The following is a 25,303-nucleotide window of genomic DNA, read 5'->3' as shown; positions in this document are numbered from 1 at the left end:
CCCGATGAACGAACAGATCGAACAGGAACAAATGATCCTCGACTCGGTCGACAAGTTCCTCCGAACCGATGTCGACCCCTACGTCCACGATCTGGAGGCGAAGGACGAGTACCCCGCCGAGATCGTCGAGAAGATGAAGGAGATGGGCCTTTTCGGCTGCATCATCTCCGAGGATTACGGCGGGCTGGGCCTGTCGACCCAGACCTACGCCAAGATCATCGAGCGCATCTCGCGCTCGTGGATGTCGGTCTCGGGGATCATCAACTCGCACCTGATCATGGCGTCCGCGGTGCAGCGGGCGGGGACGCAGGCGCAGAAGTCGGAATACCTGCCCCGCTTCGCCACCGGCGAATTGCGCGGCGGCATCGGCCTGACCGAACCCGACGCCGGCACCGACCTGCAGGCGATCCGCACCGTCGCGGTCAAGGACGGCGAGGATTACGTGGTGAACGGGACCAAGACCTGGATCACCAATTCCATGTACGGCAACACGATCGCGCTTCTGGTCAAGACCGACCCGAAGGCCGAGCCGCGTCACCGCGGCATGTCCCTGCTGATCGCCGAGAAGGGGCCGGGCTTCAACGTGGCGCGCAAGCTGGAAAAGCTGGGATACCGCGGCATCGACACCTGCGAGCTTGAGTTCAAGGATTACCGCGTGCCGGCCGACCGGCTGATCGGCGGGGTCGAGGGCAGGGGGTTGCAGCAGATCCTTTCCGGCCTCGAACTGGGCCGGATCAACGTGGCCGCCCGGGGCGTCGGCGTGGCGCGTGCCGCCCTCGACATGGCGGTTGCCTATGCCCAGCAGCGCAAGACCTTCGGCAAGCCGATCGGCGAGCACCAGGCGATCCAGCTGATGCTGGGCGAGATGGCCACCCGGACCGAGGCCGCGCGCCTGCTGACGGACAATGCCGCACGGGCCTACGACGCGGGCGAGCGCTGCGACATGGAGGCGGGGATGGCCAAGTACTTCGCCACCGAGGCGGCGGTGACGAACGCGATGGATTCCATGCGCGTGCACGGCGGCTACGGCTACTCGCGCGAGTTCGACATCGAACGTCTCTACCGCGACGCGCCCCTGCTGACCATCGGCGAGGGCACGAACGAGCTGCAGCGCATCATCATCGCCAAGCAGATCATGGAAAGGAACCCGGCATGACCCTTCCGCTTGCAGGCCTACGGGTCCTCGCCGTCGAGCAATACGGCGCCGGCCCCTTCGGCACCCAGCACCTTGCCGACCTCGGCGCCGAGGTCATCAAGATCGAGAACGCGGCGCAGGGCGGCGATGTCGGCCGCCTCGTAGGCCCGTATTTCTTCGGCGAGGGCGACAGCCACTTCTTCCAGGCGTTCAACCGCAACAAGAAGTCGATCACGCTGGACCTGAAATCCGACGAAGGCCGCGCAGCGCTGCACAAGCTGGTGGAAACCTCGGATGCGGTCTTCAACAACCTGCGCGGCGACCTGCCGGCCAAGCTGGGCCTCGATTATGCCGCGCTGTCGAAGATCAAGGCCGATATCGTCTGTGTCCACCTGTCGGCCTATGGCCGGGATGGAGAGCGCGCCGATTGGCCGGGGTACGATTACCTCATGCAGGCCGAGGCGGGGTACCTGTCGGTCACCGGCGAACCGGGCGGGCCGCCCTCGCGGTTCGGCCTGTCGATCATCGACATGATGACAGGCACGATGTCGGCGCTGGCGCTGGTGTCGGCAGTGCTGGGGGCGCGGTCCACCGGGCAGGGCCGCGACATCGACACCAGCCTTTACGAGGTGGCGATGCACAACCTCAACTACCTTGCCGCGTGGTATCTGAACGAGGGGGTGAATACCGGGCGGCACCCGCGTTCGGCCCACCCGTCGCTGACGCCGAGCCAGCTCTACAAGACAGGCGATGGCTGGATCTTCATCATGTGCAACAAGGAAAAGTTCTGGGGCGTCATGTGCGATGCCATCGGCAAGCCGGAATGGAAGACCGACGCACGGTTCTGCGGCTTCAAGGCGCGGCTTGCCCATCGCGATGAATTGACCGCCGAGCTGGACGCGGTTCTCAGCGCGGATACCACCGCGGCCTGGATGGCGCGCTTTGGCGGCAAGGTGCCCGCCTCGCCGGTGCATGACATCGGTTCGGCGCTGGATGCGCCGTTCGCCAAGGCGCGCGGCGTGGTGGCCGAGGTGCCCCATCCGGCGCGCGGGACCATCGGTACGGTGGCCTGCCCGATCCGCTGCCCGGGCGACACCCTGCCGCTGCGTCCCGGCCCGGCGCTCGGCGCGGACAACGGCGACATCCTCGGTGCGATCGGTATGATGCCGCACCAGGATAAGGAGACCGCCACTTGAACGATTCCGAGAAAGACGCGCGCTTCGGCGGGCGGGCAAGGTACGCCGTGCTCGCCGAGGCGCTTCTGGACGACATCCGGTCGGGCCGCTACCCGGTCGGAAGCCTGCTGCCCCCCGAGACCGAGCTGTGCCGCGAATTCGACCTCTCGCGCCACACCGTGCGCGAGGCGATCCGGCGCCTCGTCGACCTTGGGCTGCTGAGCCGGCAGGCCGGGGTCGGCACCACGGTCCGCGCCAACCGCATCGCCTCGCGCTATGTCCAGACCGGCGAGGGCGATCCCGCGCTGATGCAATACGTGCGCGACGTGAACCTGCACATCACCTCGGCCGAGGATATCGTCGCCGAGGGGGATCTTGCCCGGTTCCTCGGCTCCAAGGAGGGGCAGGGCTGGCTGCACATCAGCGGCGAGCGGTTCCTGTCGGGAGAGCAGGTCCCGATCGCCCTGACCGAGATCTGGATCGCCCGGCCCTATCGCGGCGTCATCGACCCGGAGAAGGACCCGACCGAACCGATCTACGCCATGATCGAACGCCGATACGGCCTTGCTACCGCCGAGATCCGCCAGACCATCGACGCGGTAATCCTGGCCGACGACGCCGCGCGCCGCCTCGGCGTCGACAGCGGCGCACCCGGGCTGAAGATCGTCCGCAGCTACGTCTCCGATAGCGGGGAGCTTTATGAAACCGCGGTCTCGCTGCACCCGGCCGGGCGCTTCAGCTATTCGAGCACCTACCGCGTCGAGACCGGGGCACAGGTGCGGTAATGGCGTCTCCCTGGCTCACCCTCGTGATCACCCTGGCCATTCAGGCGATGATTTCGGCCGCCGCGCTGGCGGGGCCGGTGCTGGCGCCCGAGGTGGCCGCCGCCGCCGGCGTGCCGGCCACGCTGGTGGGCATCCAGGTGGGCCTGATCTATGCGGCAGCGGCCGTGGCAAGCCTCGCCTCGGGTGGGATGATCCAGCGCCATGGCGCCGTCCGGGTCAGCCAGGGCGCGCTGGTGCTGGCGGCGGGGGGGCTTGCGGTCTCGCTGGCCGGGGCGGCGGCGGCGATCGCGGCGGGGGCGCTGCTGATCGGGCTGGGCTACGGGGTGGTGACGCCCGCAAGCTCCCACCTTCTGGCGCAGACCACGCCGCGCCACCGCATGGGCCTCGTGTTCTCGATCAAGCAGACGGGCGTGCCGGTGGGCGGGATGCTGGCGGGCCTCGTGCTGCCGCATATCACGCTGGCGGCGGGCTGGCGCTCCGCGGTGGCGCTGTGCATCGTGCTGTGCCTGGGGATTGCGCTGGTCGCCCAGACCGTGCGCCGCCCGCTTGATGCGGACCGCATCCCGGGGCGGGCCGGCGGCGGGGCCGCGCGCATGCTGTCCGCCCTGCGCTACGTCTTCGCCGAGCCGTCGATGCGGGCGCTGGCGCTGACCTCCTTCGTCTTCGCGGCGATGCAGCTGGTGCTGAGCGGCTACCTCGTGACCTTCCTGACCGAGGGGCGCGGCCTGCCGCTGGCCACCGCCGGCACCATCCTTGCGGTCGCGCAGGCCGCGGGGGTCGGTGGGCGCCTGCTCTGGGGCTGGAGCGCCGACCACCTGCTGAACGCGCGGCACGTCCTGGCGCTGCTTGCCTTCGTCTCGGCGATCTGCGCGGCGTTCTTCGCGCTTCAGGCGTCGCTGGGCACGCCCCTGACGCTGGGCGCGATCGCCGCGCTGTTCGGGGCCGCGGCAATCGGCTGGAACGGCGTCTTCCTGGCCGAGGTCGCCCGCATCGCCCCGCGCGAGCACGTCGCCTCGGCCACCGGCGCCTCGCTTTTCATGACCTACGCGGGCGTGGTCTTCGGTCCCCCCGCCTTCGCCGCGATCGTGTCGCTGGCCAGCTACGGGCTGGCTTTCGCGGTCGCTTCCTTCGTGATGGCGGCAATGGGTGTCTACCTTGCCGTCAGCGGGCCCCGCCGGCCCGCGTTGAAATCCGGAAGGTGCCAATCCTGATGCCAGATGCGACAGACCCGATGCAGACCGCGCGCTCGTTCCTCTTCGTGCCGGGCGACCGACCCGAGCGGTTCGACAAGGCCATCGCCGCCGGGGCCGACTGCACCATACTCGACCTCGAGGATGCCGTCCGCCCCGAGGCCAAGCCCGAGGCCCGCCGGACGATCGGCGACTGGCTGGCCGCGGGAAACCGCGGCGCGGTCCGCATCAACCCGCCGGAGACGGAGTTCCACGACGACGACCTCGCACTTGCCGGGGCGGCGGGGGTGGGCGCGGTCCTGCTTCCCAAGGCGGAAAGCGCCGAGGCCTGCCGCGCGGTGCTGGCGGCGATGGCCCCCGGCGTGCCGCTTCTGCCGCTGATCGAAACCGCGCGCGGCCTTTACGCGGCGGCCGAGATCGCTGCGGTTCCGGGGGTCGCGCGCCTGCTCTTCGGGTCGGTCGATTTCATGAGCGACTGCGGCATCGAGGACGAGGGGGACGGCCTGCGTCACGCGCGCAGCATGCTGGTGCTGGCCTCTGCCGCCGCCGGGATCGCCGGGCCGGTCGACGGGGTGACGCTGGCGCTGGACGATCCCGCGCAGCTGGCCGCCGATTGCAGCCGCGCGCGGGGTATCGGGATGGCCGGCAAGCTGTGCATCCACCCGCGCCAGGTGGCCGGCGTGAACGCGGGCTTTTCCCCGAGCGACGCGGAGGTGGCGCAGGCGCGCCGCATCGTCGCGGCGGCCGATAGTGCGGGGGCGAAGGGCGCGATCCGGCTTGACGGCAAGCTGGTCGATCTTCCGGTGGTGGAACGCGCGCATCGCATCCTCCGGACGGCGGAGGCCTGACAGCATGGACGGTGGGCCTTCACATGCCGCGCGTGAACCGCTCCGCTTCCGCGACGCCTGCCGCCGCTACGGCGTGACCAAGCGGACGCTGATCCATTACGAGGCGCTCGGCATCCTGTCTCCGCGCCGCGAGGGGCGCGACCGGGTCTATGACCGGCGCCAGCAGGTGCGCCTTGAACTGGTGCTACGGGGGCGGCGGTTCCGGCTGCCGCTGGAAACCCTGCGCCAGCTGCTGGAGCTTTACGATGCCGAGGGCCGCGACGCGCAGCAGCGGCGCTGGCGCGAGGTGCTGGCCGAACAGGCGCGGACGCTGGAGGCAGAAGAGCGTCACCTCGCGCGCCTGCGGTCCGAGATCGGCACCATCCTGGAGGCGGAGGGGCGGATCCATGGCTGAGGCGGAGGCACGGAACCGGGTGCTGGCGACCCTGCTGGCCGAACTCGGCGATGCGCGCGAGGTCCTGGATGTCGGCTGCGGCCGCGGGGCGCTGTTGCGGTCCCTGTCGCGGCGCGGCTTCGTCGTGACCGGGCTCGACCCGCAGCCCGAGGCGATCGGGGCGGCGCGCGCCGCCGCGCCGGACGCGCGCCTTGCGGAAGGCAGCGCCGCCGCGATGCCCTTCCGCGCCGGAAGCTTCGATGCGGTGGTCTTTCTCAATTCGCTGCATCACGTGCCCCCGCCCGAGATGGACCCCGCGCTTGCCGAGGCCGGCCGTTGCCTGCGCCCCGGCGGCCGCCTGATCGTGATCGAACCGATGGCGGAGGGTCCGCTTTTCGACGTGCTCCGCCCGGTCGACGACGAGACCGAGGTGCGCAGGCTTGCGCAGGAGGCGCTTGATCGTTGCAGGCTTGCGCCCGGCACCGACATGCTGTTCCGGCGCGAGGAGGTCTATGCGGGTTTCGACGATTTCGTCGCGAAGCTGACCGCAGCCGACCCGGCGCGCGCACCGGCGATCGCGCGCGAACACGCAACGATCGCCGCCGCCTTCGAGGCCAACGCCCTACCGGTGGAGACCGGTCGCTCGCTTGCTCAGCCCATGCGCCTGCGCAGCTTCGTCCTTGAGCAGTGACGCGGGGGCCTAGCGGCGGCCCTCCTGCTGCCGGTAGCGGATCGGACTCAGCCCCAGCCTGTTCCTGAAGAAGCGGGAGAAGGCGCTCACCTCGCTGAAGCCCAGATCGAGGGCGATGTCGGTGATCGGCCGATCAGTGGATGCAAGCCAGAGGCAGGCCATCGAGACAAGCGCCTCGCTGCGCAGGTTCCGAAAGCTCTGCCCCTCCGCCGCCACGACGCGCTGCAGCACCCGCGCGGAACGTCCGATCCGCGCCGCGATCGCTTCGATGCTGGTATCCTGATCGTCGTTGAGGGCCTCGACGATCGCCGCCTGCACCTGTTCCGAAATGGGGGATGTTCCGGTGTCGAGCGGGGGCAGCTTGCCCAGATGGGTTCTCAGGATCGCGGCAAGCCCCGGGTCGGCCCTCGGATTGGGGTGTTCGAGAAGTTCCGCCGGGAACGAGAACCCGTTCTGGCCGGCCGAGAATTCCGGGGTGAAGCCGCCCGAGGCGAACCGGCGCTGACGTTGCGCGGGGTGGGAAAAGCTGAGAGTGTCGAGATGCCAGGCGGTGCCGCAAAGGCGGCGCGAGTAGTTCAGGATGATACCCGTCGAGAATTCGGCGTCCTGTGCCCGCTCGTAATTAGCGCCGTCGCGCACCTCGTAGGTCACGACGGCGGTCCCGCCCCGGATCTCGAAATCCACGGCGGTGTCGCTCTGAACCTTGGGGTAGTGCCGCACGTAATCATGAAGCGCGGCATGAAGCGTCTCGGCACTCTGCATCAGGTAGCCCAGCGGGCCGAGACGACGCAGGTCGAAACGTTCGGCAAAGCGCAGGCCCAGGTCGGGCACCCGTGTCGCGGCGGCGAGCCGTTCCAGCGCACCGGCGAATTCGGAAAGCGGGATTGTCTCCCCTTCGCGCGGCGCCTGACCGGGTGTCGGCTGTCCGGGCGTCGGCTGGCCGGGTGTCGGCTGGCCCCTCTCGTCACCGCGGGCATCGAGGTACTCTCCCAAGCTGGAGCCGACGGATGTGATCAGTTGCGCCTTGGTCACCATCTATTGCCTGTCCTGCCGGATGCGGCGCCGGAGCCGCGGCAAGAACGCCCCCCGTCGCGCACGCGATAAGCGCGGAAAAGGGCCGCGTTTCAGTGTGCGAGGGCAAAGGTCGATGCAGCCGCCATCTGAACGTCTTCGCCTTCAAGGAGGCGCTGGAATTCACCTCGCTCGGGCGCGGATCCGCCATCGCGATCATCATGATGGTCATCATCATCATTCTCTCGCAGGTGCTCCTGCGCCGGACCCGGCTTCTGAAGGTAGCGGAGGACCAGTCATGACCCGGACCGATATGGCACCGACCACGCGGGGTTCCGCGGGTGGACACTTCCGCCGCGGATTACGCCGCCTGACGCTCCTTCTCTTCGCGGCATGGACGCTGTTCCCGCTCTACTGGCTGATCAACACCTCGCTCAAACTGCCCGTCGACGTCGTTGCGCGGCCGCCGAGCTTCATCTTCGAGCCGACGCTGAGCAACTATGCCTCAGTGCTGACCGACAAGGTCATCCTCGGGTATTTCCTGACCACCTTCACCGTGGCCGCGGCGACGACGGTCTGCGCGCTGCTGATCGGGACGCCGGCGGCCTATGTCCTGGCGCGCTTCGATTTTCGCGGATCGACGGATATCGGCTTCTGGATCCTGTCGACGCGCTTCACCCCGCCGGTGGCGATGCTGATCCCGTTCTTCGTGATCTTCCAGAACATCGGGCTGCTGAATACCCAGGCGGGCCTCATCGTCGCGCATGTCGCGCTGAACCTGTCGCTGGTGATCTGGCTGATGCGCGGCTTCTTCGCCGAAATCCCGAGGGAGCTGGAGGAAGCGGCCTATATCGACGGGGCGGGCTACTGGCGCAGCTTCGCGACCATCATCCTGCCGCTGAGCCGCACGGGAATGGCGGCCGTGGCGGTGCTTGTCTTCCTCTTCACCTGGAACGAATTCCTGTTCTCGCTCGTGCTGGGCGGCCAGATCCCGATGATGTCCGTCGGTCTCTACAAGTTCATCGGCTACCAGCAGATCGAGTGGGGGCGGCTGTCGGCCGCGGCCTCGCTGATGCTGGTGCCGGTTCTGCTCATCCTGCTGCTGTTCCAGCGCCAGCTGGTGCAGGGGCTCACGCTGGGTGCCGTCAAGTGACGGCCCGCGCAGGATTTTCCCGAGAAACACAAGAACGCCCGCACCTCCAAAAGGGCGCATCACACCCAACGCCCGACCGACAAGGAGCCTGAAATGACTGACAAGACTTCACGTTTTCAGCCGATCATGGGACGCCGTGGTTTCAACCGCCTGCTGCTGGGCAGCGCGGCAGGTCTCGCCGCGCCCGCCCTGATCGGGCGGGGCGCGATGGCGGCAACCGACCTTTCCGCCTATACATCCGCCGATATCGACTGGAAGCAGTTCAAGGGAACCACGTTGCAGCTGTCCGGCGCGACGCACCCGTGGTCGAGCGCTATCCAGCCGCTCCTCCCCCAGTTCACGGAGCTGACGGGTATCGAGGTCAGGGCAGACTTCCAGTCGGAGGCGGAATTCCTGACCTCGCTGCCCATCCGCCTCGGGTCGGGCGCCGCGGTGCCTGACGTGTTCATGTTCCTGTCCTATGGCCAGGGGATCGGCGCGGGCTGGCTCGAACCGCTGAACGCCCACTACAAGGACACGGGCCTGACCGACACCAAATGGTATGACGAGGAAGATCTGCTGGGCGCCGCGGCGGGCTTTCCCGTCTGGTCGAACGGGGAACGCTACGCCTTCCCGATCACCACGGAGGCGCAGATCATGTTCTACAGCACCGAGGCGCTGCACGCCTCGGGCAAGCCGGTGCCGAAGACCTTCGAGGAACTCTACGACACCGCGGTCGCGCTCAAGTCGAACAGCGAGGCAGGAATCGCGATGCGGGCAAAGGCGGCCTCTTCCGCCACCGCGGCCTCGATGGGGTTCCTGTTCTCCTACGGCGGGCGCATGGTCGACGATAAGGGCAAGGTGGCGTTCCAGAGCGAGGAAGGCATCAAGGCGCTCGACATGTACGGCAAGATGCTGCGTGATGCCGGGCCGCTCGGTGTCGGCAGCTACGACTGGTACGAGGTGCTGAACGACTTCACCCAAGGGGCGGCGGCCATCGCCACCGACAGCTCCAACTTCGCGACGACGATCGGCGACCGGAAGAAGAGCCGCCTTGCCGGCAAGACCACCTTCAGCTCCCTCGTGTCGGACGGCGTGCACCCGAGCACGCCTTACATGTCCTGCTGGCAGGCCTGCATCAACTCCAAGTCCAGGAACAAGAAGGCGGCGTTCCTGTTCATGCTCTGGGCGACGTCGAAGCCGACCGCCGCGCTGACCTCGGCGGCCGGGCTTGCCACGACCCGCAGCTCGGCGTGGAAGAGCGATGCCTTCCGGAAGGCCTTCGGGGCCGAGGCCGCCGGGGCGGCGCTGCACTCGCTCTCGACCGCCGACGTGACGCGCTCGAAGGAAATCCTGTTCCACCCGCAGGCCCCGATGATCTTCGACGCCTTCGCCGTGGCGACCAACGAAATCGTCACTTCGGGCACCTCCGCCAAGGATGCCCTCACCCGTGCCGCCGACCGGGCGAACCGCTCGATCCGCTGACCGGCGGTCCTGACGTCAGGGCGCGCCCCGGGATCGGGGCGCGCCGGATCTCTTCGAAGGATGGACCACGATGGACCTGAACCTGCTGTCTGCGCGGCAGCTTCTTGACGGATATGCAACCGGGGACTTCAGCCCCGTCGATGTCGCGCAAGCCTGTCTCGACCGGATCGAGGCGACACAGGAGCGGTTGAACGCCTTCTGCCTGCTCGATCACGCGCGGACCCTCGACGCGGCGCGGGCCTCGGAAGAGCGCTGGCGTTCCGGCGCGCCGCAGGGCGCGCTCGATGGTGTGCCGGTGTCGATCAAGGATCTGATCGACGTCGCGGGCTGGCCGACGCTGTGCGGCAGCCGCGCGCTTGACCCCGAGAGCGCGGTCGCGAAGACGGACGACCTGCAGGTGGCCCGGCTGCGCGCGGCGGGGGCGGTGTTCCTTGGCAAGACGACGACGACGGAGTTCGGCCACAAGGGCGTCAGCGACAGCCCCTTGACCGGGCTTACCCGGAACCCCTGGAACGTCGAGATGACGACAGGCGGATCAAGCTGCGGGGCAGGCGCTGCCGCCGCGGCGGGGATGGGACCCATCCACCTTGGCAACGATGGCGGCGGGTCGGTGCGCATTCCGGCCTCGTTCTGCGGGGTGATCGGCGTGAAACCGGGGGCCGGCACCCTTGCGACCCAGCGGGCCGGGATCACCGGGCCGCTGGTGTCCTCCGGCGCACTCAGCCGCCATGCCTCGGACGCCGCGCTGCTGCTTGACGTGCTGGCCCGTCGCTGGCCGATCGAGAGCGACGGGACACGGCTGCCGATCTCGGCCCTGCCCGCCGATGTCTTCTCTTCCGGGCTGGAACAGGACATCGCCGGTCAGCACATCGGCTACCTGCCGACCATCTCCGGCGTGCCGATCGAGCCGGAAGTCGCCGCGCTGGTCGCCGGGGCCCTGACCCATTTCGAGACGGCGGGGGCAAGCTGGAGTGAAAGTGCGCTCGACCTCCCGGACGCCGAGGACACCTATGTCAAGATCCTCGCCGCAGGCACCTCGCTGATGGTGGACGGGCTTTCCCCCGGGCAACGCGAGCGGCTCGAGCCGCCGCTTCTCGAACTTGCGCGCGTCGGCAAGGGCGTGCGGGTCGAGGATTATGTGCGCGCCTATCACGGGCGGCGCAGCGACTACATGGAACGGATCCGTCAGCTGTTCTCCACATACGACCTCCTGGTGTTGCCGACGCTTGCGGGGCCGGCCTTTCCTCTCGGGCTCGATTATCCCGGTCCCCCGGGGCGCGGCTGGAGGGCGGACTGGACGGTGACCGTGTTCAGTTTCAACCTGACCGGTCTGCCCGCCGCCACGGTGCCCTGCGGCTTGACCCGCGCGGGCCTTCCGGTCGGTCTTCAGATCGTCGCCCCCTGGGGGGCAGAGGCGCTTCTGATGAGCGCGGTCGACGCCTTTACCAGGATCTGCCCGCCGCCCGTCCTGCCCGAGATCGCGGGCAAGGGGCCGTCACCCGACACGACGACACCCAAGACCGCAGGAGCCTTCTGATGTCCAGCCTGACGCTATCCAACCTCTGCAAGGACTTTGGAACCACGCGCATCCTGCACGACATCAACCTCGAGGTGGCGGACGGGGAATTCGTGGCGCTCGTTGGGCCGTCGGGCTGCGGGAAATCCACCTTGCTGCGGATGATTGCCGGGCTCGAGGGGGCGACGGGCGGCCGGATCGAGATCGACGGCCGGCAGGTGAACGGTGTGCCCCCGAGGGATCGCGACATCGCGATGGTATTCCAGAACTACGCTCTCTATCCGCACATGACCGTGGCCGAGAACATGAGCTTTTCGCTCAAGCTGCGCGGTCTCGGCGCTGAGGAGATGAAGCGCGAGGTGCACCGCGCGGCCGGCATCCTCGGGCTTGAAGCCCTGCTCGACCGCAAGCCCAGGGCGCTTTCCGGCGGGCAACGGCAGCGCGTGGCCATGGGCCGGGCGATCGTGCGCGACCCCAAGGTGTTCCTGTTCGACGAGCCCCTGTCCAATCTCGATGCGAAACTGCGGGTCCAGATGCGGACCGAGATCCGCAAACTGCAACAGACCCTCGGCGCGACGGTGATCTACGTGACACACGATCAGATCGAGGCGATGACGATGGCGGACCGCATCGTCCTGATGCGCGACGGTCACATCGAGCAGCAGGGCGCCCCGCTGGAGCTTTTCGATCGGCCGGAAACCGCGTTCGTCGCCGGTTTCATCGGCTCGCCCAGCATGAACCTCGTCCATGGGTCGGTCGTGCAGACGGACACCGGCATGGGCTTTCGCACGGGGTCGCAGGTCTCGCTGCCGTTGTCGCGCCCGGCCCGCCCGGGGCCCGCGATCTGGGGGATCCGGCCCGAACATCTGCACCTCGGCGAGGCCGGCCCGATCGCGGCACGCGTCGAGCTGGTGGAACCGATGGGTTCCGAGACGATCGTCATCGTCAGCGTCGAAGGGGTCGAATTGCAGGTGCTGCTGCGGGAACGCACGGCCCTGAGCCGCGGCGATGCGGTTCGCCTGACAGTGCCGGGCGAGGCGCTCCATCTGTTCGACGCCGAGACCGAGAAACGCATCGCCTAGACGGCGGGGCACTGCCCCCGGGGTCGTGCCACGGCCCGCCGACATCAACGAAAGACCGCAGCGAAGGGACCATGCCTGACATGCAAGACACCGAGGCGACGCGGGTTTCCGGCCGCGAGGACATTCACGTCGGGATCTTCGATCTGGACGGGGTGTTCCGGCACAAGCTGATGACCGCGAAGAAGGCGGGCAAGCTGATCGAGAGCGGCTACAGCTTCTGCGACGTCCTGCACGGGTGGGACAGCGCCGAGGCGACGTGGGACGACGCGGCAGTCTATACCGACCGGCCGGCCCGGATCTACCCCGAGACCCGCCGTCGCTGGCCCTTCGGTCCCGGTGCCGATGTCATGATCGCCGACTTCACCGGTGATTTCGGGCAGTTTTCGCCGCGCAACCAGCTGCTGCGCCAGCTGGAGAAGGCCCGGGCACAGGGCGTCGATGTCACCGCCGCTTTCGAATACGAATTCTTCCTGCTCGACGAGACCGCCGATACGCTGCGCGCGAAGGATTACCGTGGCCTGCAGCACTTCGCCAAGGCCAACCGGACCTACTCGGTTCAATCCGCGGCCGTCCATGCCGATCTCTTCGACGGATTGCGCGACTGCATGGAGACCGTGGGCATCGGTCTTGACAGTCTGCACACCGAACTGGGGCCTGGCTGTTTCGAGGCTCCCCTCGCGGCGGTTGCGGGCATCCGGGCGGCCGACGATGCCGCGCTCTTTCGCAACTTCGCACGTGCCCATTTCGCGCGGGCCGGGTTGACCACGGTCTTCATGTCCAAGCTGAACCCCGCGCTTTCGGGGCAGTCCGGACATTTCCATGTCTCGTTGCAGCGCGACGGGAAGCCGGTCTTTCACGATCCCGCCGCGCCTGACGGTCTGTCGCGGACAGCTCTGAATTTCATCGGCGGGCTGCTTCGGCTGATGCCCGAAATGCTTGTCATGACCGCGCATACTGTGAATGCCTACAAAAGGCTCGTCCCCGGGGCCTGGGCGCCGACCTGGGCGAGCTGGGGCGTGCAGAACCGCACCTGCGCCGTCCGCGTGATCAACGATACGCCCGAGAGCACGCGGATCGAATTCAGGGTGCCCTCGGCCGATTCCAACCCGCATGCAACGATGGCGCTCTGCCTCGCCGCCGGGTTCTGGGGCATCGAGAACGCGGTCGATCCCGGCGCCCCGCTCGCCAGCAGTGCCTACGAGGCCGATCCCCCGCCCGAGGCCCGCTTTCCGCGCGACCTCGTCGAAGCGGCGGACCGGTTCGAGGCGAGCGAGACCGCGCGCGACATCTTCGGTGACGCCTTCGTCGATCACCTCGTCCGCTCCCGCCGTCACGAGGTGCGGGACTACCTGCGACAGGTCACGGATTGGGAAATCAGGCGCTACCTCGAATTGTTCTGAACGGACGCAACTGACCTTCCGGAGTGCACCATGCTGGATCTTTCCTCCCGGCCCGAGCGTAACTGGTCGTGGCCCACCTCAATCCTCTTCGGCGCGGGGCGGGTCGCCGACCTGCCCGGGGCGCTGCGCGATGCTGGTGCCTCAAGGCCCCTCGTGGTGACCGACGCGGCGCTTGTCTCGATGGCGCCGGTGCAAAGCGCCATCGCTGTCCTGCGCGGGGCCGGCGTTCCCTTTGGTCTATTTTCCGCGGTCCAGCCGAACCCGACGGGGGAGGCCGTGGACGCGGGCGTTGCGGCCTTCGTCGCCGGGGGCCACGACAGCGTCATCGCGATCGGCGGCGGAAGCGCCCTGGACGCAGGGAAGGCGGTTGCCCTGATGGTTCGCCAAAGCCGACCGATCTGGGATTTCGAAGATGTCGGGGACAATTGGAAACGTGTCGATACCTCGAATCCCGTGCCGGTTGTCGCGGTGCCGACGACGGCGGGCACCGGATCCGAACTGGGGCGTTCCTCGATCATCACCGACACCGGGGCCGGCCGGAAGATGATCATCTTTCACCCGGTCATGATGCCGGATGTCGCGATTCTCGATCCGGATCTCACGGTGGGGCTTCCACCTGCGCTGACCGCGAGCACGGGCATGGATGCCCTGTGCCATGCGCTGGAAACCTTCATCACCCCGAATTTCCACCCGATGGCCGACGGCCTCGCCCTTCAGGCGCTGCGGATGATCAAGGTCGCGCTGCCATGCGCCTATGCCGATGGCGCGGATCTCGAGGCGCGGTCGGACATGCTCGTCGCGTCGGGCATGGCCTGCGTCGCCCTGCAGAAGGGGCTGGGCGGGGTTCACGCGCTGAGCCATGCACTTGGCGCGGTGTACGACCTGCCGCACGGCCTCTTGAACGCGATCCTGCTGCCGCATGTGGTGACCGAAAATCTCGGCGCGGCACGGCAGAGGCTCACGGAACTTGCCGGGTTGCTCGATCTGCCGGGGGGAGAGGCGGAGAGCGTGATCGCCTGGCTCGTGGACCTGCGGGCGACCCTCGGGATTCCGGGGTCGCTGCGCGCGATCGGCGTGTCGCGGGACAGGCTGCAGGAGGTGATCGCCCTGGCCGTGCAGGACCCCTGCGCCGCGGCCAACCCCTTGCCGTTCGACGAAGATGTCGCGCGGCAGATGCTCGGCCGGGCGATGGCGTAGCGGCCCGCGCTACCAGTCGGCCAGACGTGTCCTGATGCGTGCGACGGCTGCCGCGTAGTCCGCCCTGATGGCGTCTTCGGCGGGGTGGCGGCCTTGGGTCAGCACGCGGGCCCCGTTGACGTAGACATCGCCGATGTGCACGCCGCGATCGGCAAAGACATGGCTGTCGAGTACCGCGTCGGGCATTGCGTCAGGCGCCTCGCCGGACGCGATGACCGGTTCGCTGGGACGCAGTTCCACGAAGGAGGCCGGGTTGCCCACGGCAAGGCCCGCCTCGCCATCCGCTGCTTCGCCACCTGCCGTCGCGCGGGCACCCCCTGCCGCTGCCATGTGCCAGAGCGCGGCGGCGACATGTGGATGGGTCTCGGTGGCAAGAACGTTGCGCTGCTGTCGCGAAAGCCGCTGGCTGTATTCGAGCTGGCGCAGTTCCTGCGCCGCGCTGACCGAGATGTTGGAATCCGACCCGATCCCGAAGATCCCCCCCCGCGCGACAAGCTCTGCCGCCGGAAAGATCCCGTCGCCCAGGTTCGCCTCCGTCATGGGGCAAAGCCCGACCGTGGCGCCGGACCGCGCGACCCGTGTCAACTCCGCGTCGGTCAGATGCGTGGCGTGGATCAGGCACCAGCCGCGGTCGACAGGGGCGATGTCGAAGAGTTGCTCGATCGGGCGGCGGCCGTTCCAGGCGAGGGAATCCTCGACCTCCTTCATCTGCTCGGCCACGTGGATGTGCACGGGGCTGCCCGGCAGCTCGGCATCGCGCAGGGCCATGAGCGCGCGGATCTCGTCGGTCGTGGCGGCGCGCAGGGAATGCGGGGCCATGCCCAGCCGGTGCCCCCCGGCGGCGGCCGGCGCCCGAAGGCGGCCGATCAGCTCTGCGTAACTGTCGAGCGTGGTCGCAAAGCGCCGCTGCCGTGGCAGTAGCGCCGCGCCGCCGAAATTCGACCGGGCATAGAAGACCGGCAGGTGGGTCAGCCCGATCCCGGTGCGCGACGCCGCCCCGAATATCGCCAGCGACAGTTCGGCGGGGTCGGGATAGGGGGCCCCGTCCAGGTCGTTGTGCACGTAGTGGAATTCGGCGATGCCGGTGTAGCCGCCCTTCAGCAGATCGAGGTAGAGGCGCGCGGCGATCGCCTGCATGTCCTCGGGCGTGAGGGTCAGCGCGAAGAAATACATCATCTCGCGCCAGGACCAGAAGCTGTCGACCGGATTGCGGCGCACCTCGGTCAGGCCGGCCATCGCATATTGGAAGGCGTGGCTGTGCAGGTTGGTCAGCCCGGGCACGACCGGGTTGTCGCAGACCGGAAGGCGCAGCGGGTTGTCATCCTCGTGCAGGGCCCCGATCCTGCCCGAGCCGTCAATCATTAGCGACAGGTTGCGCTTCCATCCCCTGGGGGTGAGGGCGTGCGAAAGGTGGACACCCTGCGGGCGTTCAGCGCTCATGGCGGTTCTCGTCTCCGGTGGAAGGGGGGCAGGGCGGAAGGGGGCGGCGTGGCCGCTCCCCCGGGGGCCTCAGCTTCGTGTCAGTACCGACTTGAGGAAGTTCTGCGTCCGCGCGTGCTGCGGCGAAAGGAAGATCTCGGAGGGCGGGCCCTCTTCGATGATCTCGCCGTCCATCACCAGAACCCTGTCGGCCACGTCGCGGGCAAAGCTCATCTCGTGGGTCACGATGAGCATGGTCATGCCTTCCTCGGCCAGCGTCTTCATCACGCCCAGAACCTCGCCCACCAGTTCGGGATCGAGGGCCGAGGTCGGTTCGTCGAACAGCATGACGCGGGGCTTCATGGCAAGCGCCCGGGCGATCGCCACACGCTGTTTCTGGCCGCCCGAAAGCTGGGCCGGGTGCGCCGTCGCCTTGTTTGCGAGGCCGACCTTCTCGAGCAGCTCCATCGCCCGGGCCTCTGCCTCGTCGCGGCTCTGGCCCGACAGCATGCGGGGGCCGACCGTGACGTTGTGCAGAACGCTCAGATGCGGGAACAGGTTGAAGGACTGGAATACCATGCCGACTTGGGTGCGCAGGGCGTTCAGCTGTTTCTCGGGCAGCACGACGCCATCGCGGACCAACTCCGTCTCGCACACGGTGATGGCGCCCTTCTGCGGCACCTCCAGCGCGTTGCAGCAGCGTAGCAGCGTGCTCTTGCCCGATCCCGAGGGGCCGATGATCACGACCACCTCGGACGGGCGCACCGACAGCGACACGTCACGCAGCACCTCGGTCTCGCCGAAGCTCTTGGACAGGTTGCGGATGTCGATGATGGGGGCGGTCGTGGATGTCATTGCCGATGTCATTGCAGGATCCCTCCCGCCTTCATGCGCCGTTCGATCAGGCGAAGCGCGAAGCCGGCGGCATTGGTGAGGATGAGGTAGATGAACGCCACGGCAAGATAGACCTCGAGCGAGCGATAGGAGGTCGAGATGATGATCTGCGCCTCGTGCATCAGGTCGGAGATCGTCAACAGCGACACGAGGGCCGAGTTCTTGATCAGCGCGATGAACTCGTTCCCGAAAGGCGGGATCATCCGCAGCGCCGCCTGCGGCAGGATGATGACCCGCATCGCCTGCCTAGACGACATGCCGATGGAGCGCGCGGCCTCCACCTGGCCATGATCGATGGACTGGATCGCGCCGCGGACGATCTCCGACACATAGGCGGCCGAGTAGATGCCGAGCCCGAGCGTCCCGCAGACGAAGGCGGGCAGCATGATATTGAATTGCGGCAACCCGAAGTAGAGCAGGAAAAGCTGCACCAGCAGCGGGGTGCCGCGGATGAAGGTGACGTAGGCGGAGGCAAGGCCATAGATGACCCGCCGTTTCGGGTTCAGGCGACCGATGCCGATCAGCAACCCGAGCGAGACGCTCAGGAGCAGCGCACTACTGGTCACCTCGATTGTGACCAGCGCGCCCTGCATCAGATACGGCCAGCCCTGCCAGACCGGGGAGAAGTCGAGGTTCATGCCATTGCCTCCGCTCAGGGTGTCACTTCGACGGACCGAACCACTTGGTCACGAGCTTGTCGTAGGTTCCGTCGGCCTTGATCGCGGCGAGCGCGGTGTCGATTTTCTTCACGAGGTCGGGTTCACCCTTGCGGATCGCCATCGCGTACTGCTCGTTGGTCAGCTGCTTGGCGAGGACCTTCACGGCCGGGTTTTCCTTGGCATAGAGAAGCGCGGCCGGCTTGCCGGTCACCACCGCGTCGACGCGGCCGATCTTGAGCATTTCGAACATCTGCTCGTTCTTCTCGACCTCGACGAGCTTGGCCTTGGGATAGTTGTCACGCAGGTAGTTGACCGACTTGGTGCCGACCTGAACGGCGACCGACTTGCCGGCAAGCTCCTTCGGCTCGGTGATCGCGGTGTCCTTGGCCTGCACCATGGCCACCAGACCGCCGGTGTAGTAGGGGTCCGAGAAATCCACGACCTTGGCCCGTTCCGCGGTCAGGTAGATCGCCGAGACGGCCATGTCGAAGCGCTTGGCGACGAGGCCGGGGATCAGGCTCTTGAAGTCGGTCGTGGTCCACTTGATCTTGTCGCCCATCTTTTCCGACAGCGCGGTCAGCAGCTCGATGTCGAACCCGGTCAGCTTGCCGTTGTCGTAGTATTCGAACGGCGGAAAGGTCGCGTCGGTGGCGATGGTGATGTCCTTGGCCTGTGCCAGGACCGGCTGGCAAAGCACCGCGGTGGCGATCAGGCCGGCGCGCAGCATCTTGGTGATCTTCATTTCAGAGGGTTTCCTGTTGGTTGGTGGTTGAACTGAGTTGGTCGGTGATGTTCCGGGCATGGGCGGCCAGCGACGCGATCAGGCCCGCGCGGCGGTCGGCGACGCGCACGGCCGGCGCCATCAGCGTCACGCATCCCTCGAAGCGCCCGGGCGCGGAATAGATCGGCGCGCTGACGCCCCAGACGCCCGCGTCGACCTCGCCCTCGCTTTCCGCGTGGCCGGTGGCCTGCACCGCCAAGATCTCCTCCGCGCTCAGCAGGCCGGGCTGGCCGAGCTGTCGCAGGATGCGGCCGCGCAGCCCCGCATCCATGAAGGCAAGGATCGCCTGCGCGGTCGCGCCGCGGTTGAGGGTGTTGAGGCCCCCCTTCACGAAGGAACAGCGCAGGGGCTGCGCGCTTTCGACCATCTCGAGGCACTGGATCTGGCCGCCCACGAGGCGCATGAGGCCCACGCTTTCCTCCGTCTCGCGCGAGAGCCGCTGCATCTCGGGTACCGCGACCGACGAGAGGTACGAAGTCTGTCCGACACGTTCGGCCATGCGAAAGGCGGCCGGCCCCAGCGCAAAGCCCCCGTCCCGGCCGAGATCGGTGACGAACCCCATCCGCTTGAGCAGGCCGAGATGCCTGTAGGCGGTGGCAAGCGGCATCGCCATCGACGCGGCGACCTGCTGCGCGGTCAGGGCCCCGTCGGAATTGATGAAGAGCGTCAGGACAGAGAGGGCTCGTTCGGCGGCGGACATATTTTCCCACGAAATGAGAATTGTGATTTCATTAATTGAGAAGATCGGAGAAATGGGGGCAAGGCAACCGCTTTTTTCGCGACCAAGGCGCGTGCGGCGCGAAGGGTGGGCGCCGATGATGCCGTTTTGGCGCCATATGCCTGAATTCTGGGCGGACTGGGTTTGGCCAGGGGCGCCCCCCCCCCGGCATCCGGCAGCCCTGACTCGGCCGGCCCCCGGCGGGAAAGCGTGCGGGACGGACAGGATCCGCGCGGGATCGTGCCGGAAGGGGAGAGCGCCCGGCTTAGGCCCTCGGCAACGCATCCAGCGCGCGTCGGGTCGCGTCGGGCTCCAGCGTCGCCGCCTCGCCGATCAGGACGAGGTCACAGCCCTTCTGCGGGCGCTCGTGGCGGGCGAGGGTGGCGCGCTTGCCGACCATCTGGAACAGGTGTGCGTCGCCCGGTTTCTCGGCAAAGGTCAGGAAGCCCTTGGCCCGCAGCAGCCGGGGCGCAAGCTGGCCGATCAGGCGTTGGAAGGCGGGCAGGGAGACCGCACTTTCGCAGCGCCATTCGAGCGTGGCGAACCGGGCGCTGTCCAGCGTGGCGAACCGGGCGCTGTCCAGCGTCGCGCGCCGGGTCCGGCCGGCGCCGGGGCGCGGCGTTCCGCGGGCGATCAGGTCGCGGATGTCGCGTGCGCTTCCGTCCTGGCCGAACACTGCCGTCTTTCCCATCGCGGCAAGCCGCGCGGTCAGGGCGCCCACGTCCCCGGGGCGCGCCTCGCCGGTCTTGCTGAGATGGACGAAATCCGCCGCGGCGACCTGGGCTGCCCAGAGCGGATCGGCCGCCCGTTCCGGCGTCGCCGCAAGATCCCCCGCATCGATCAGGCAGACGATGGAATCGAGCGCCGCCGCCGGCCACAGCACCGGATCCATCAGCGCCTGCACGATGCCTTGCGGATCGGCCACGCCGCTGGCCTCGATCACCACGAGGTCGCGCGTCCCGCCCGCCAGCACTTGCCGCAGCGTACGCAGAAGATCGCCCTGAAGCGAACAGCAGATACAGCCGTTCTTCAGCCCGATCACCTCGTCCGTCGCCGTCTCCAGCAGGGCCGCGTCGATGTTGACGCTGCCGAAATCGTTGACGATAGCGGCGATGGACAGGCCCCGCGCATCCTGAAGCAGGCCGTTGATGAAGGTCGTCTTCCCGGCGCCGAGGAAGCCGGTCACCAGAAGGATGGGAACCGTCATGACCGCGGGCAGCGGATCGGTTGACCAGGGGCGGCGGCGGTGTCCAGCGCGCCGCCGTCGATCACCGGGGTGCCGCCGACGATGAGGTATTTCACCCCCTCGGCGGGGCGGTTCATGTCGGTGAAGGTGGCGCGGTCGGTCACCGTTGCCGGGTCGAAGATGGTGATGTCGGCATCGAAACCCGCGCGCAGCCGTGCCTTGCGCGCGATCTGCGGGGTGCAGCCCTCGATCACCCGGGCGGCGTAGATCGTGCAGCGCGCCAGCCCCTCGGTCAGCGACATCGTCTCGCGATCGAAGACGTAGTCACGCAGGAACCGGGTGAAGGTGCCGGCCGAGCGGGGGTGCGATGACACGGTGTCGGGCAGCGGCCAGTCGAGGCCGTCGTAGATCGACCCGTCGGGCAGGGTCCATGGCATCGCGTCCGAACCGATGGAGCCACCCGGGAAGGTGACCGAGACGTCCAGCATCCGGCGATGTTCCGCGTTCACCTCGATATCGAGGTAATGCCAGATCACCAGGTCCTTCGGATCCTCATGCTGGGCACGCAGGATGTCGTCGCGGTCCTCGAACCGGTGCCGGTTCTTGACCATCTCGATCGCGGTGTAATCGCTGCCGGTGCGCGTGGTGAACTCCGGATCCGCGAAGAAACCCGCGCCGACCACCGTGGATCCGGCGCCGTAGGGATAGGCCTCGGTCGTGACCCGAAGGCCCTGCGCCTGCGCCTTTGCGATCACCTCGACCGCGCGGTCGATGTCCAGCAGGCTGGTAGAGTTCAGGTGGCAGATGTGCATATGCGCCCCGGTCGCGCCCGCCAGCCCGATCAGCTTCACGTAGCTGTCGACCGAGCTGTGCGGGTCGACGTTGCTCATGTAGGCGATGTGGGTATATGTCGGGCGCCCGAATTCCTCGGCCAGGTCGCAGATTTTCGTCAGCTCCTGCATCCCCGCGCCGGGCAGGTAGCCGTTCGGCAGGCCGATGCCGATCGCCCCGTCCTCAAGCGACTCGCGCGTCAACGACAGGAGGTCCGAGAGCTGCTCGGGGCTTGCCGTGTCGGTCGTCCAGCGCAGGTCGTTGGAGCTTCCCATGTGGTTGAGCGGGTTGACGCTGCCGTCCGGCGTGAAGCCGCCGAAGGCCGCGCGGCGGGCGAAGGCCCAGGCTGCCGCGGTGCCGTAGTTCAGCGGGCGCCCGGCCTTGGCCTGCGCGTCGTACCACTGGCCCACCGGCAGCACGCCCACCTCCAGCTCCAGCGTTGTGGTCACGCCGTCGAAGGCCTGCATCCGGTCGGCCGCGACCGACTGGCCATGTGCGTGCAGGTCGATGAACCCGGGCGAAACGACAAGCCCGGTCGCGTCGATCTCGCGCTCGGCGGGGCCAAGGTCGGTGCCCACCGCGGCGATGGTCCCGCCCGAGACGGCAAGGTCGCAGACCTCGTCAAAGCCGGTCTCGGGGTCGATGACGCGGCCGTTGCGGATCAGGAGATCGTAATTCATTGGGCGGCCCTTTCGGGAGCGGGGACGGCGGAGACAGGGCCGGAGGCGAAGGGATCTTCGGTCTTCGGCCAGAAATTATCGTCACGCCTGGTGAAGGGGATGATGCGGTAGTCCGGCGGGATCGCCCCCGGGGTCGCGAGGTGGATCACCTCGGCCGCGATCGGGGCAAAACCGTCGTAGAAATGCTGCGAGGATTTCACCACGACGATCTTCATCGCGGCAAGGCTCAGGCCCAGATCCTCGAACGCCTCGGGGTGAAAACACTGGCAGCGCAGGGTGTTGGCGACGATATGCACGCCATCGGCCTCCAGCCAGACGGCATCGCCCATCGCGTGGCGCGCCGGGCCGAGGCGCTGGAACGCGCCCTGGTTGATGCCGCGCACCGTGACGGTCAGGTCGACCGGATCGCCCGACATCGGCCCCACCTTGCCACCCAGCCGCACCGGCAGCACCGCGCCCACGCCCGCGTCGATGCACATCGCCGTCACCACCGGGTCCCAGAAGATCCCCAGCGCCACGTCGCGCAGCCCCCGCGCCAGCACCTCGCGCAGGACGAAGGTGCTGTCCGACGGCGCGCCGCCGCCCGCATTGTCGGCGAAATCGGCAAGCACCACGGGATGCGCCATCGCCGCCTCGGCCCGGTCGAGTCCCTCGCCCATTCCGGGGAACTGCCGCAACTCGTGGCGCATCTCCCACAGCTCCTGCCCCAGCGCGGCCGCCCGCGCCTCGGCCAGCGCCGCGTCGCCGTCGGCGATCACCAGTGTCCGCGTACCGACCCGGGGGCTGTCCCCCCAGGGAAAGCCGTGCGCCAGCGAAACGGAAAGGATGCCGTCCTTGCCCTCCATCGCCTGCATCCGGTCGACATAGCCGCGGATCGGCTCGAACGGCGTGTGATACATCGCCATCATCCGGCAATCATAGTCGCGCATCACCGGGTTGGTGCGCCCCTCCGCCGCATCGGCGCAGAGTGTGAACAGTTCCTCCGCGCGCTCGGCCACGTCGATATGGGGGTATTCCTTGTAGCAGACGATCGCGTCGGCGGCGGTCATCATTTCCTCGGTCAGGTGGCAATGCGGGTCGATCTCCAGCCCGATCTTCGCGCCGTCCCCCACGATTGCCCGCGCCCGGGTCAACAGGTCGCCCTCGCAATCGTCATAGCCCTGGGCGATCATGGCGCCGTGCATCGACAGGAGCACCACGTCGACCGGCATCGCGGCGGCAAGGTCGGTCAGGATGTCGTCGCGCATCGCCTCGTAGACGCCGCGCACCGTGGGACCGGCGGGCTGGGCATAGGTTGCCAGACCCTCGGCTATCTCCCACCCCAGTTCTTCCGCCCGGCGGCGCCACACCTTGACCGCGGTGGCATAGGCGCCCGTCCCGTCGATCGAGGCGGTCTTGGAATGCAGGCTCTGACGGAACCCGCTCCACCCGGTCGGGATGGGCGAGAACGAATTGGTTTCCGTGGCGAGCGAGGCCATGAACAGCTTCATCTTGGAAATCCTCGGGGTCGGGGCGCCCGTGTCAGAGCGCGTTTTCGGTGAGGGGCGGGACGGTTTCGTCGGGTCGGCCATGGGCGGCCAGGGCGTCGGCGGGGAAGAGCGCGCGGGCGATGTCGGCCAGCACGTGGAGGAGGACGAGGACGCAGGCGATGGGGATCGCGATGCCGAAGACGGCCATCGAGACATCCATCGTCTCCGCGCTGCGGCTGACCAGCCGGGCGATGTAGCCGCGCCCGATTTCCATCCCGCCGCCGAAGATGCAGAACCACAATGTCGCAACGATGAAGATCGCCGCGCCCAGGCTGCGGATCAGCACCGCCACCAGCCCGATCCCGCCCCCGAGTGTGACCATCTCGGGGAACAGGGTCGGGTCGGCCTTCATCCGGTAGGCGCAGGAGGCGCCCAGCATCCCGCCCCAGACCATCGAATAGCGCGAGAGTTCCTCGGTCCAGGGCGGCGGCTGGTCGAGGAGGTAGCGCGCGAAGACCTGCCAGCTGGCCGAGGCCAGCATGACAAGCACGGCCAGCACCGCTACCACCAGCGCGACGCGGTTGAGGACCGCCGACAGCCGGTCGATCCCGCCCGCGATGGTCCGTGCGGCACTCATTGCGCGATCGCCGCCTTCCACGCGGCCAGCGCCCCCTTGGGCATCTCCACCTTCTCGTAGATCTGCTCGGAGGCGTCGCGGAACTTCTGCCGCTCCTCGGGGCTGGGTTCGATCACCGTGATGCCCGCGGCCTCGAGGTCCTTGAGCACGTGCGCCCGGCCCGCCAGCCAGTCGCGGTTGGCCTTGTGCGCCGCCTCGGTCGCCTGATCGACGATCTTGCGCTGGTCGTCGCTCAGCCCCTCGTACCAATCCTCGGAGGCAATGGCGATGCGGATCGACGGCGCGATCTTGAGATCGGTGAAATACTTGATGAAGGCGGTGTGGCCATAGAGCAGCGGCACGAAGGGCGGGTTGATGTAGCCCCCCGCGACCCCGGTCTGAAGGGCGTTCGGCACCTCGGACCACGACACCACCGTGCCGGTCCCGCCCCAGGCGGCGAAGGTGGCCAGCTGCACCTTGTCCAGCGCCCGCATCCGCACCTTGGAGAAATCGGCGAAGCTGCGCACCGGCACCTTGGTCGTGAAGATCCCCGAGGCAAGACCAAGGTGCACGAGGTCGAGCACCCGCACCCCGTGCGGCGTGGTGCCCGCGTTGATCCGCTTGAGCATCCCGCCCTTGTAGAGCGCCTCGTCGAGCTGTTCCGGCCCCTTGAGGAAGAACGGCATCATCGCGCCGTAGATCGTGCCGTCCAGCCGCCCTGCCGATTGCGCGTCGGACATCGACACCTCCAGCACCCCGGTGCTGACCTGATCGAGACGCTCGGATTCCTCGCCCAGCGAATTGCGCGGGTATTCCGTCGCCTTCACGCCGTGACTGTTGAGGTAGTCGCTGAAGGTATGGGCCCAGACATAGGTGCCCGATTGTTTCATGTCCGGCGGCGAGTCGAGGGCAACCTTGACCTCGGCCCGGGCCGGCAGCGCGGCCAGAAGGGCAAGCGCTGCGACCAGTGGCACGGCCAGGGTGGGCATGAGCTTCATCTTGTTTCCTTCCTCTGTTGGTTCATTCTTTG

Annotated in this window: 25 protein-coding genes; 14 read left to right on the top strand and 11 right to left on the bottom strand. The window is 67.9% G+C overall.

Translation table 11 applies throughout. From position 1 onward, the window contains the following. Window positions 1–4 precede the first annotated feature (4 nt). Genes CVV76_RS15975 through CVV76_RS15945 form a run of 7 tightly spaced genes read left to right on the top strand, consistent with a single transcriptional unit; the run spans window position 5 to window position 6,197 of the window. Window positions 5–1,156 (top strand): acyl-CoA dehydrogenase family protein, encoded by a 1,152-nt coding sequence (locus CVV76_RS15975; protein WP_102225681.1) that lies wholly within the window; start codon window positions 5–7, stop codon window positions 1,154–1,156. Then, window positions 1,153–2,331: a CaiB/BaiF CoA transferase family protein gene (locus CVV76_RS15970; RefSeq protein ID WP_102225680.1), complete on the top strand. Its 1,179-nt coding sequence runs from the start codon at window positions 1,153–1,155 to the stop codon at window positions 2,329–2,331. The genes CVV76_RS15975 and CVV76_RS15970 overlap by 4 nt, the downstream gene beginning before the upstream one ends. Further along, window positions 2,328–3,095: a GntR family transcriptional regulator gene (locus CVV76_RS15965; RefSeq protein ID WP_102225679.1), complete on the top strand. Its 768-nt coding sequence runs from the start codon at window positions 2,328–2,330 to the stop codon at window positions 3,093–3,095. The genes CVV76_RS15970 and CVV76_RS15965 overlap by 4 nt, the downstream gene beginning before the upstream one ends. After that, on the top strand, window positions 3,095–4,306 hold the full coding sequence (locus CVV76_RS15960) for an MFS transporter (protein ID WP_102225678.1): 1,212 nt from the start codon (window positions 3,095–3,097) through the stop codon (window positions 4,304–4,306). Before CVV76_RS15965 ends, CVV76_RS15960 begins: the two co-directional genes overlap by 1 nt. Continuing rightward, window positions 4,306–5,133, top strand: a complete 828-nt coding sequence (locus CVV76_RS15955) for an HpcH/HpaI aldolase/citrate lyase family protein (RefSeq protein WP_102225677.1) — start codon at window positions 4,306–4,308, stop codon at window positions 5,131–5,133. Before CVV76_RS15960 ends, CVV76_RS15955 begins: the two co-directional genes overlap by 1 nt. Window positions 5,134–5,137: 4 nt before the next feature. Next, window positions 5,138–5,527 (top strand): MerR family DNA-binding protein, encoded by a 390-nt coding sequence (locus CVV76_RS15950; RefSeq protein ID WP_102225676.1) that lies wholly within the window; start codon window positions 5,138–5,140, stop codon window positions 5,525–5,527. Then, window positions 5,520–6,197, top strand: a complete 678-nt coding sequence (locus tag CVV76_RS15945) for a class I SAM-dependent methyltransferase (RefSeq protein WP_102225675.1) — start codon at window positions 5,520–5,522, stop codon at window positions 6,195–6,197. Before CVV76_RS15950 ends, CVV76_RS15945 begins: the two co-directional genes overlap by 8 nt. A 9-nt stretch (window positions 6,198–6,206) precedes the next feature. On the opposite strand, the gene CVV76_RS15940 is transcribed toward CVV76_RS15945, so the two are convergent. After that, on the bottom strand, window positions 6,207–7,232 hold the full coding sequence (locus CVV76_RS15940) for an AraC family transcriptional regulator (RefSeq protein WP_102225674.1): 1,026 nt from the start codon (window positions 7,230–7,232) through the stop codon (window positions 6,207–6,209). A gap of 92 nt (window positions 7,233–7,324) precedes the next feature. On the opposite strand from CVV76_RS15940, the gene CVV76_RS24980 reads away from it, so the two are divergent. The 7 genes from CVV76_RS24980 to CVV76_RS15910 all read left to right on the top strand — a co-directional run bounded on the left by CVV76_RS24980 (window position 7,325) and on the right by CVV76_RS15910 (window position 15,020). Continuing rightward, the gene (locus CVV76_RS24980) at window positions 7,325–7,510 is read left to right on the top strand and encodes a hypothetical protein (protein ID WP_158243173.1); all 186 of its coding nucleotides are present in this window, start codon (window positions 7,325–7,327) and stop codon (window positions 7,508–7,510) included. Continuing rightward, entirely contained in the window at window positions 7,507–8,361 is an 855-nt protein-coding gene (locus CVV76_RS15935) for a carbohydrate ABC transporter permease (protein ID WP_158243172.1), read from the top strand. The genes CVV76_RS24980 and CVV76_RS15935 overlap by 4 nt, the downstream gene beginning before the upstream one ends. A gap of 93 nt (window positions 8,362–8,454) precedes the next feature. Beyond that, complete coding sequence (locus tag CVV76_RS15930; protein ID WP_102225672.1) at window positions 8,455–9,825, top strand: ABC transporter substrate-binding protein; 1,371 nt, start codon at window positions 8,455–8,457, stop codon at window positions 9,823–9,825. Window positions 9,826–9,895: 70 nt separating this feature from the next. After that, window positions 9,896–11,362 (top strand): amidase family protein, encoded by a 1,467-nt coding sequence (locus tag CVV76_RS15925; protein ID WP_102225671.1) that lies wholly within the window; start codon window positions 9,896–9,898, stop codon window positions 11,360–11,362. Then, window positions 11,362–12,423: an ABC transporter ATP-binding protein gene (locus CVV76_RS15920; RefSeq protein WP_102225670.1), complete on the top strand. Its 1,062-nt coding sequence runs from the start codon at window positions 11,362–11,364 to the stop codon at window positions 12,421–12,423. The genes CVV76_RS15925 and CVV76_RS15920 overlap by 1 nt, the downstream gene beginning before the upstream one ends. Before the next feature lie 71 nt (window positions 12,424–12,494). Next, window positions 12,495–13,823 (top strand): glutamine synthetase family protein, encoded by a 1,329-nt coding sequence (locus CVV76_RS15915; RefSeq protein ID WP_233192982.1) that lies wholly within the window; start codon window positions 12,495–12,497, stop codon window positions 13,821–13,823. Window positions 13,824–13,853: 30 nt separating this feature from the next. Next, on the top strand, window positions 13,854–15,020 hold the full coding sequence (locus tag CVV76_RS15910; RefSeq protein ID WP_102225668.1) for an iron-containing alcohol dehydrogenase: 1,167 nt from the start codon (window positions 13,854–13,856) through the stop codon (window positions 15,018–15,020). 9 nt (window positions 15,021–15,029) lie between these two features. On the opposite strand, the gene CVV76_RS15905 is transcribed toward CVV76_RS15910, so the two are convergent. From CVV76_RS15905 to CVV76_RS15860, 10 genes are all read right to left on the bottom strand, one after another. Then, entirely contained in the window at window positions 15,030–16,460 is a 1,431-nt protein-coding gene (locus CVV76_RS15905) for a formimidoylglutamate deiminase (RefSeq protein WP_102225667.1), read from the bottom strand. Window positions 16,461–16,529: 69 nt separating this feature from the next. Beyond that, entirely contained in the window at window positions 16,530–17,294 is a 765-nt protein-coding gene (locus tag CVV76_RS15900) for an amino acid ABC transporter ATP-binding protein (protein WP_102225666.1), read from the bottom strand. A gap of 8 nt (window positions 17,295–17,302) precedes the next feature. Beyond that, entirely contained in the window at window positions 17,303–17,971 is a 669-nt protein-coding gene (locus tag CVV76_RS15895) for an amino acid ABC transporter permease (RefSeq protein ID WP_102225665.1), read from the bottom strand. Between the two features lie 22 nt (window positions 17,972–17,993). Continuing rightward, the gene (locus CVV76_RS15890; protein WP_102225664.1) at window positions 17,994–18,734 is read right to left on the bottom strand and encodes a transporter substrate-binding domain-containing protein; all 741 of its coding nucleotides are present in this window, start codon (window positions 18,732–18,734) and stop codon (window positions 17,994–17,996) included. A gap of 1 nt (window position 18,735) precedes the next feature. Further along, a complete protein-coding gene (locus CVV76_RS15885) occupies window positions 18,736–19,473 on the bottom strand; it encodes an IclR family transcriptional regulator (protein ID WP_158243171.1) in 738 nt (245 codons plus the stop codon). 283 nt (window positions 19,474–19,756) lie between these two features. After that, window positions 19,757–20,698: a CobW family GTP-binding protein gene (locus tag CVV76_RS15880; RefSeq protein WP_102225662.1), complete on the bottom strand. Its 942-nt coding sequence runs from the start codon at window positions 20,696–20,698 to the stop codon at window positions 19,757–19,759. Beyond that, window positions 20,695–22,188 carry an amidohydrolase family protein gene (locus CVV76_RS15875; RefSeq protein ID WP_102225661.1) on the bottom strand — a complete coding sequence of 498 codons (1,494 nt, stop codon included), beginning with the start codon at window positions 22,186–22,188 and terminating at the stop codon, window positions 20,695–20,697. Before CVV76_RS15875 ends, CVV76_RS15880 begins: the two co-directional genes overlap by 4 nt. Next, entirely contained in the window at window positions 22,185–23,678 is a 1,494-nt protein-coding gene (locus CVV76_RS15870; protein ID WP_102225660.1) for a M81 family metallopeptidase, read from the bottom strand. Before CVV76_RS15870 ends, CVV76_RS15875 begins: the two co-directional genes overlap by 4 nt. 31 nt (window positions 23,679–23,709) lie before the next feature. Then, window positions 23,710–24,294: a TRAP transporter small permease gene (locus tag CVV76_RS15865; protein ID WP_102225659.1), complete on the bottom strand. Its 585-nt coding sequence runs from the start codon at window positions 24,292–24,294 to the stop codon at window positions 23,710–23,712. Next, a complete protein-coding gene (locus CVV76_RS15860; RefSeq protein WP_199178627.1) occupies window positions 24,291–25,271 on the bottom strand; it encodes a TRAP transporter substrate-binding protein in 981 nt (326 codons plus the stop codon). Before CVV76_RS15860 ends, CVV76_RS15865 begins: the two co-directional genes overlap by 4 nt. Between the last annotated feature and the right edge of the window lie 32 nt (window positions 25,272–25,303).

It is taken from the genome of Acidimangrovimonas sediminis (assembly GCF_002871005.1).
Classification (GTDB): domain Bacteria; phylum Pseudomonadota; class Alphaproteobacteria; order Rhodobacterales; family Rhodobacteraceae; genus Acidimangrovimonas; species Acidimangrovimonas sediminis.
Note: the sequence above shows the minus strand (reverse complement) of the source record. Positions and strands in the feature narration are given on the sequence as shown.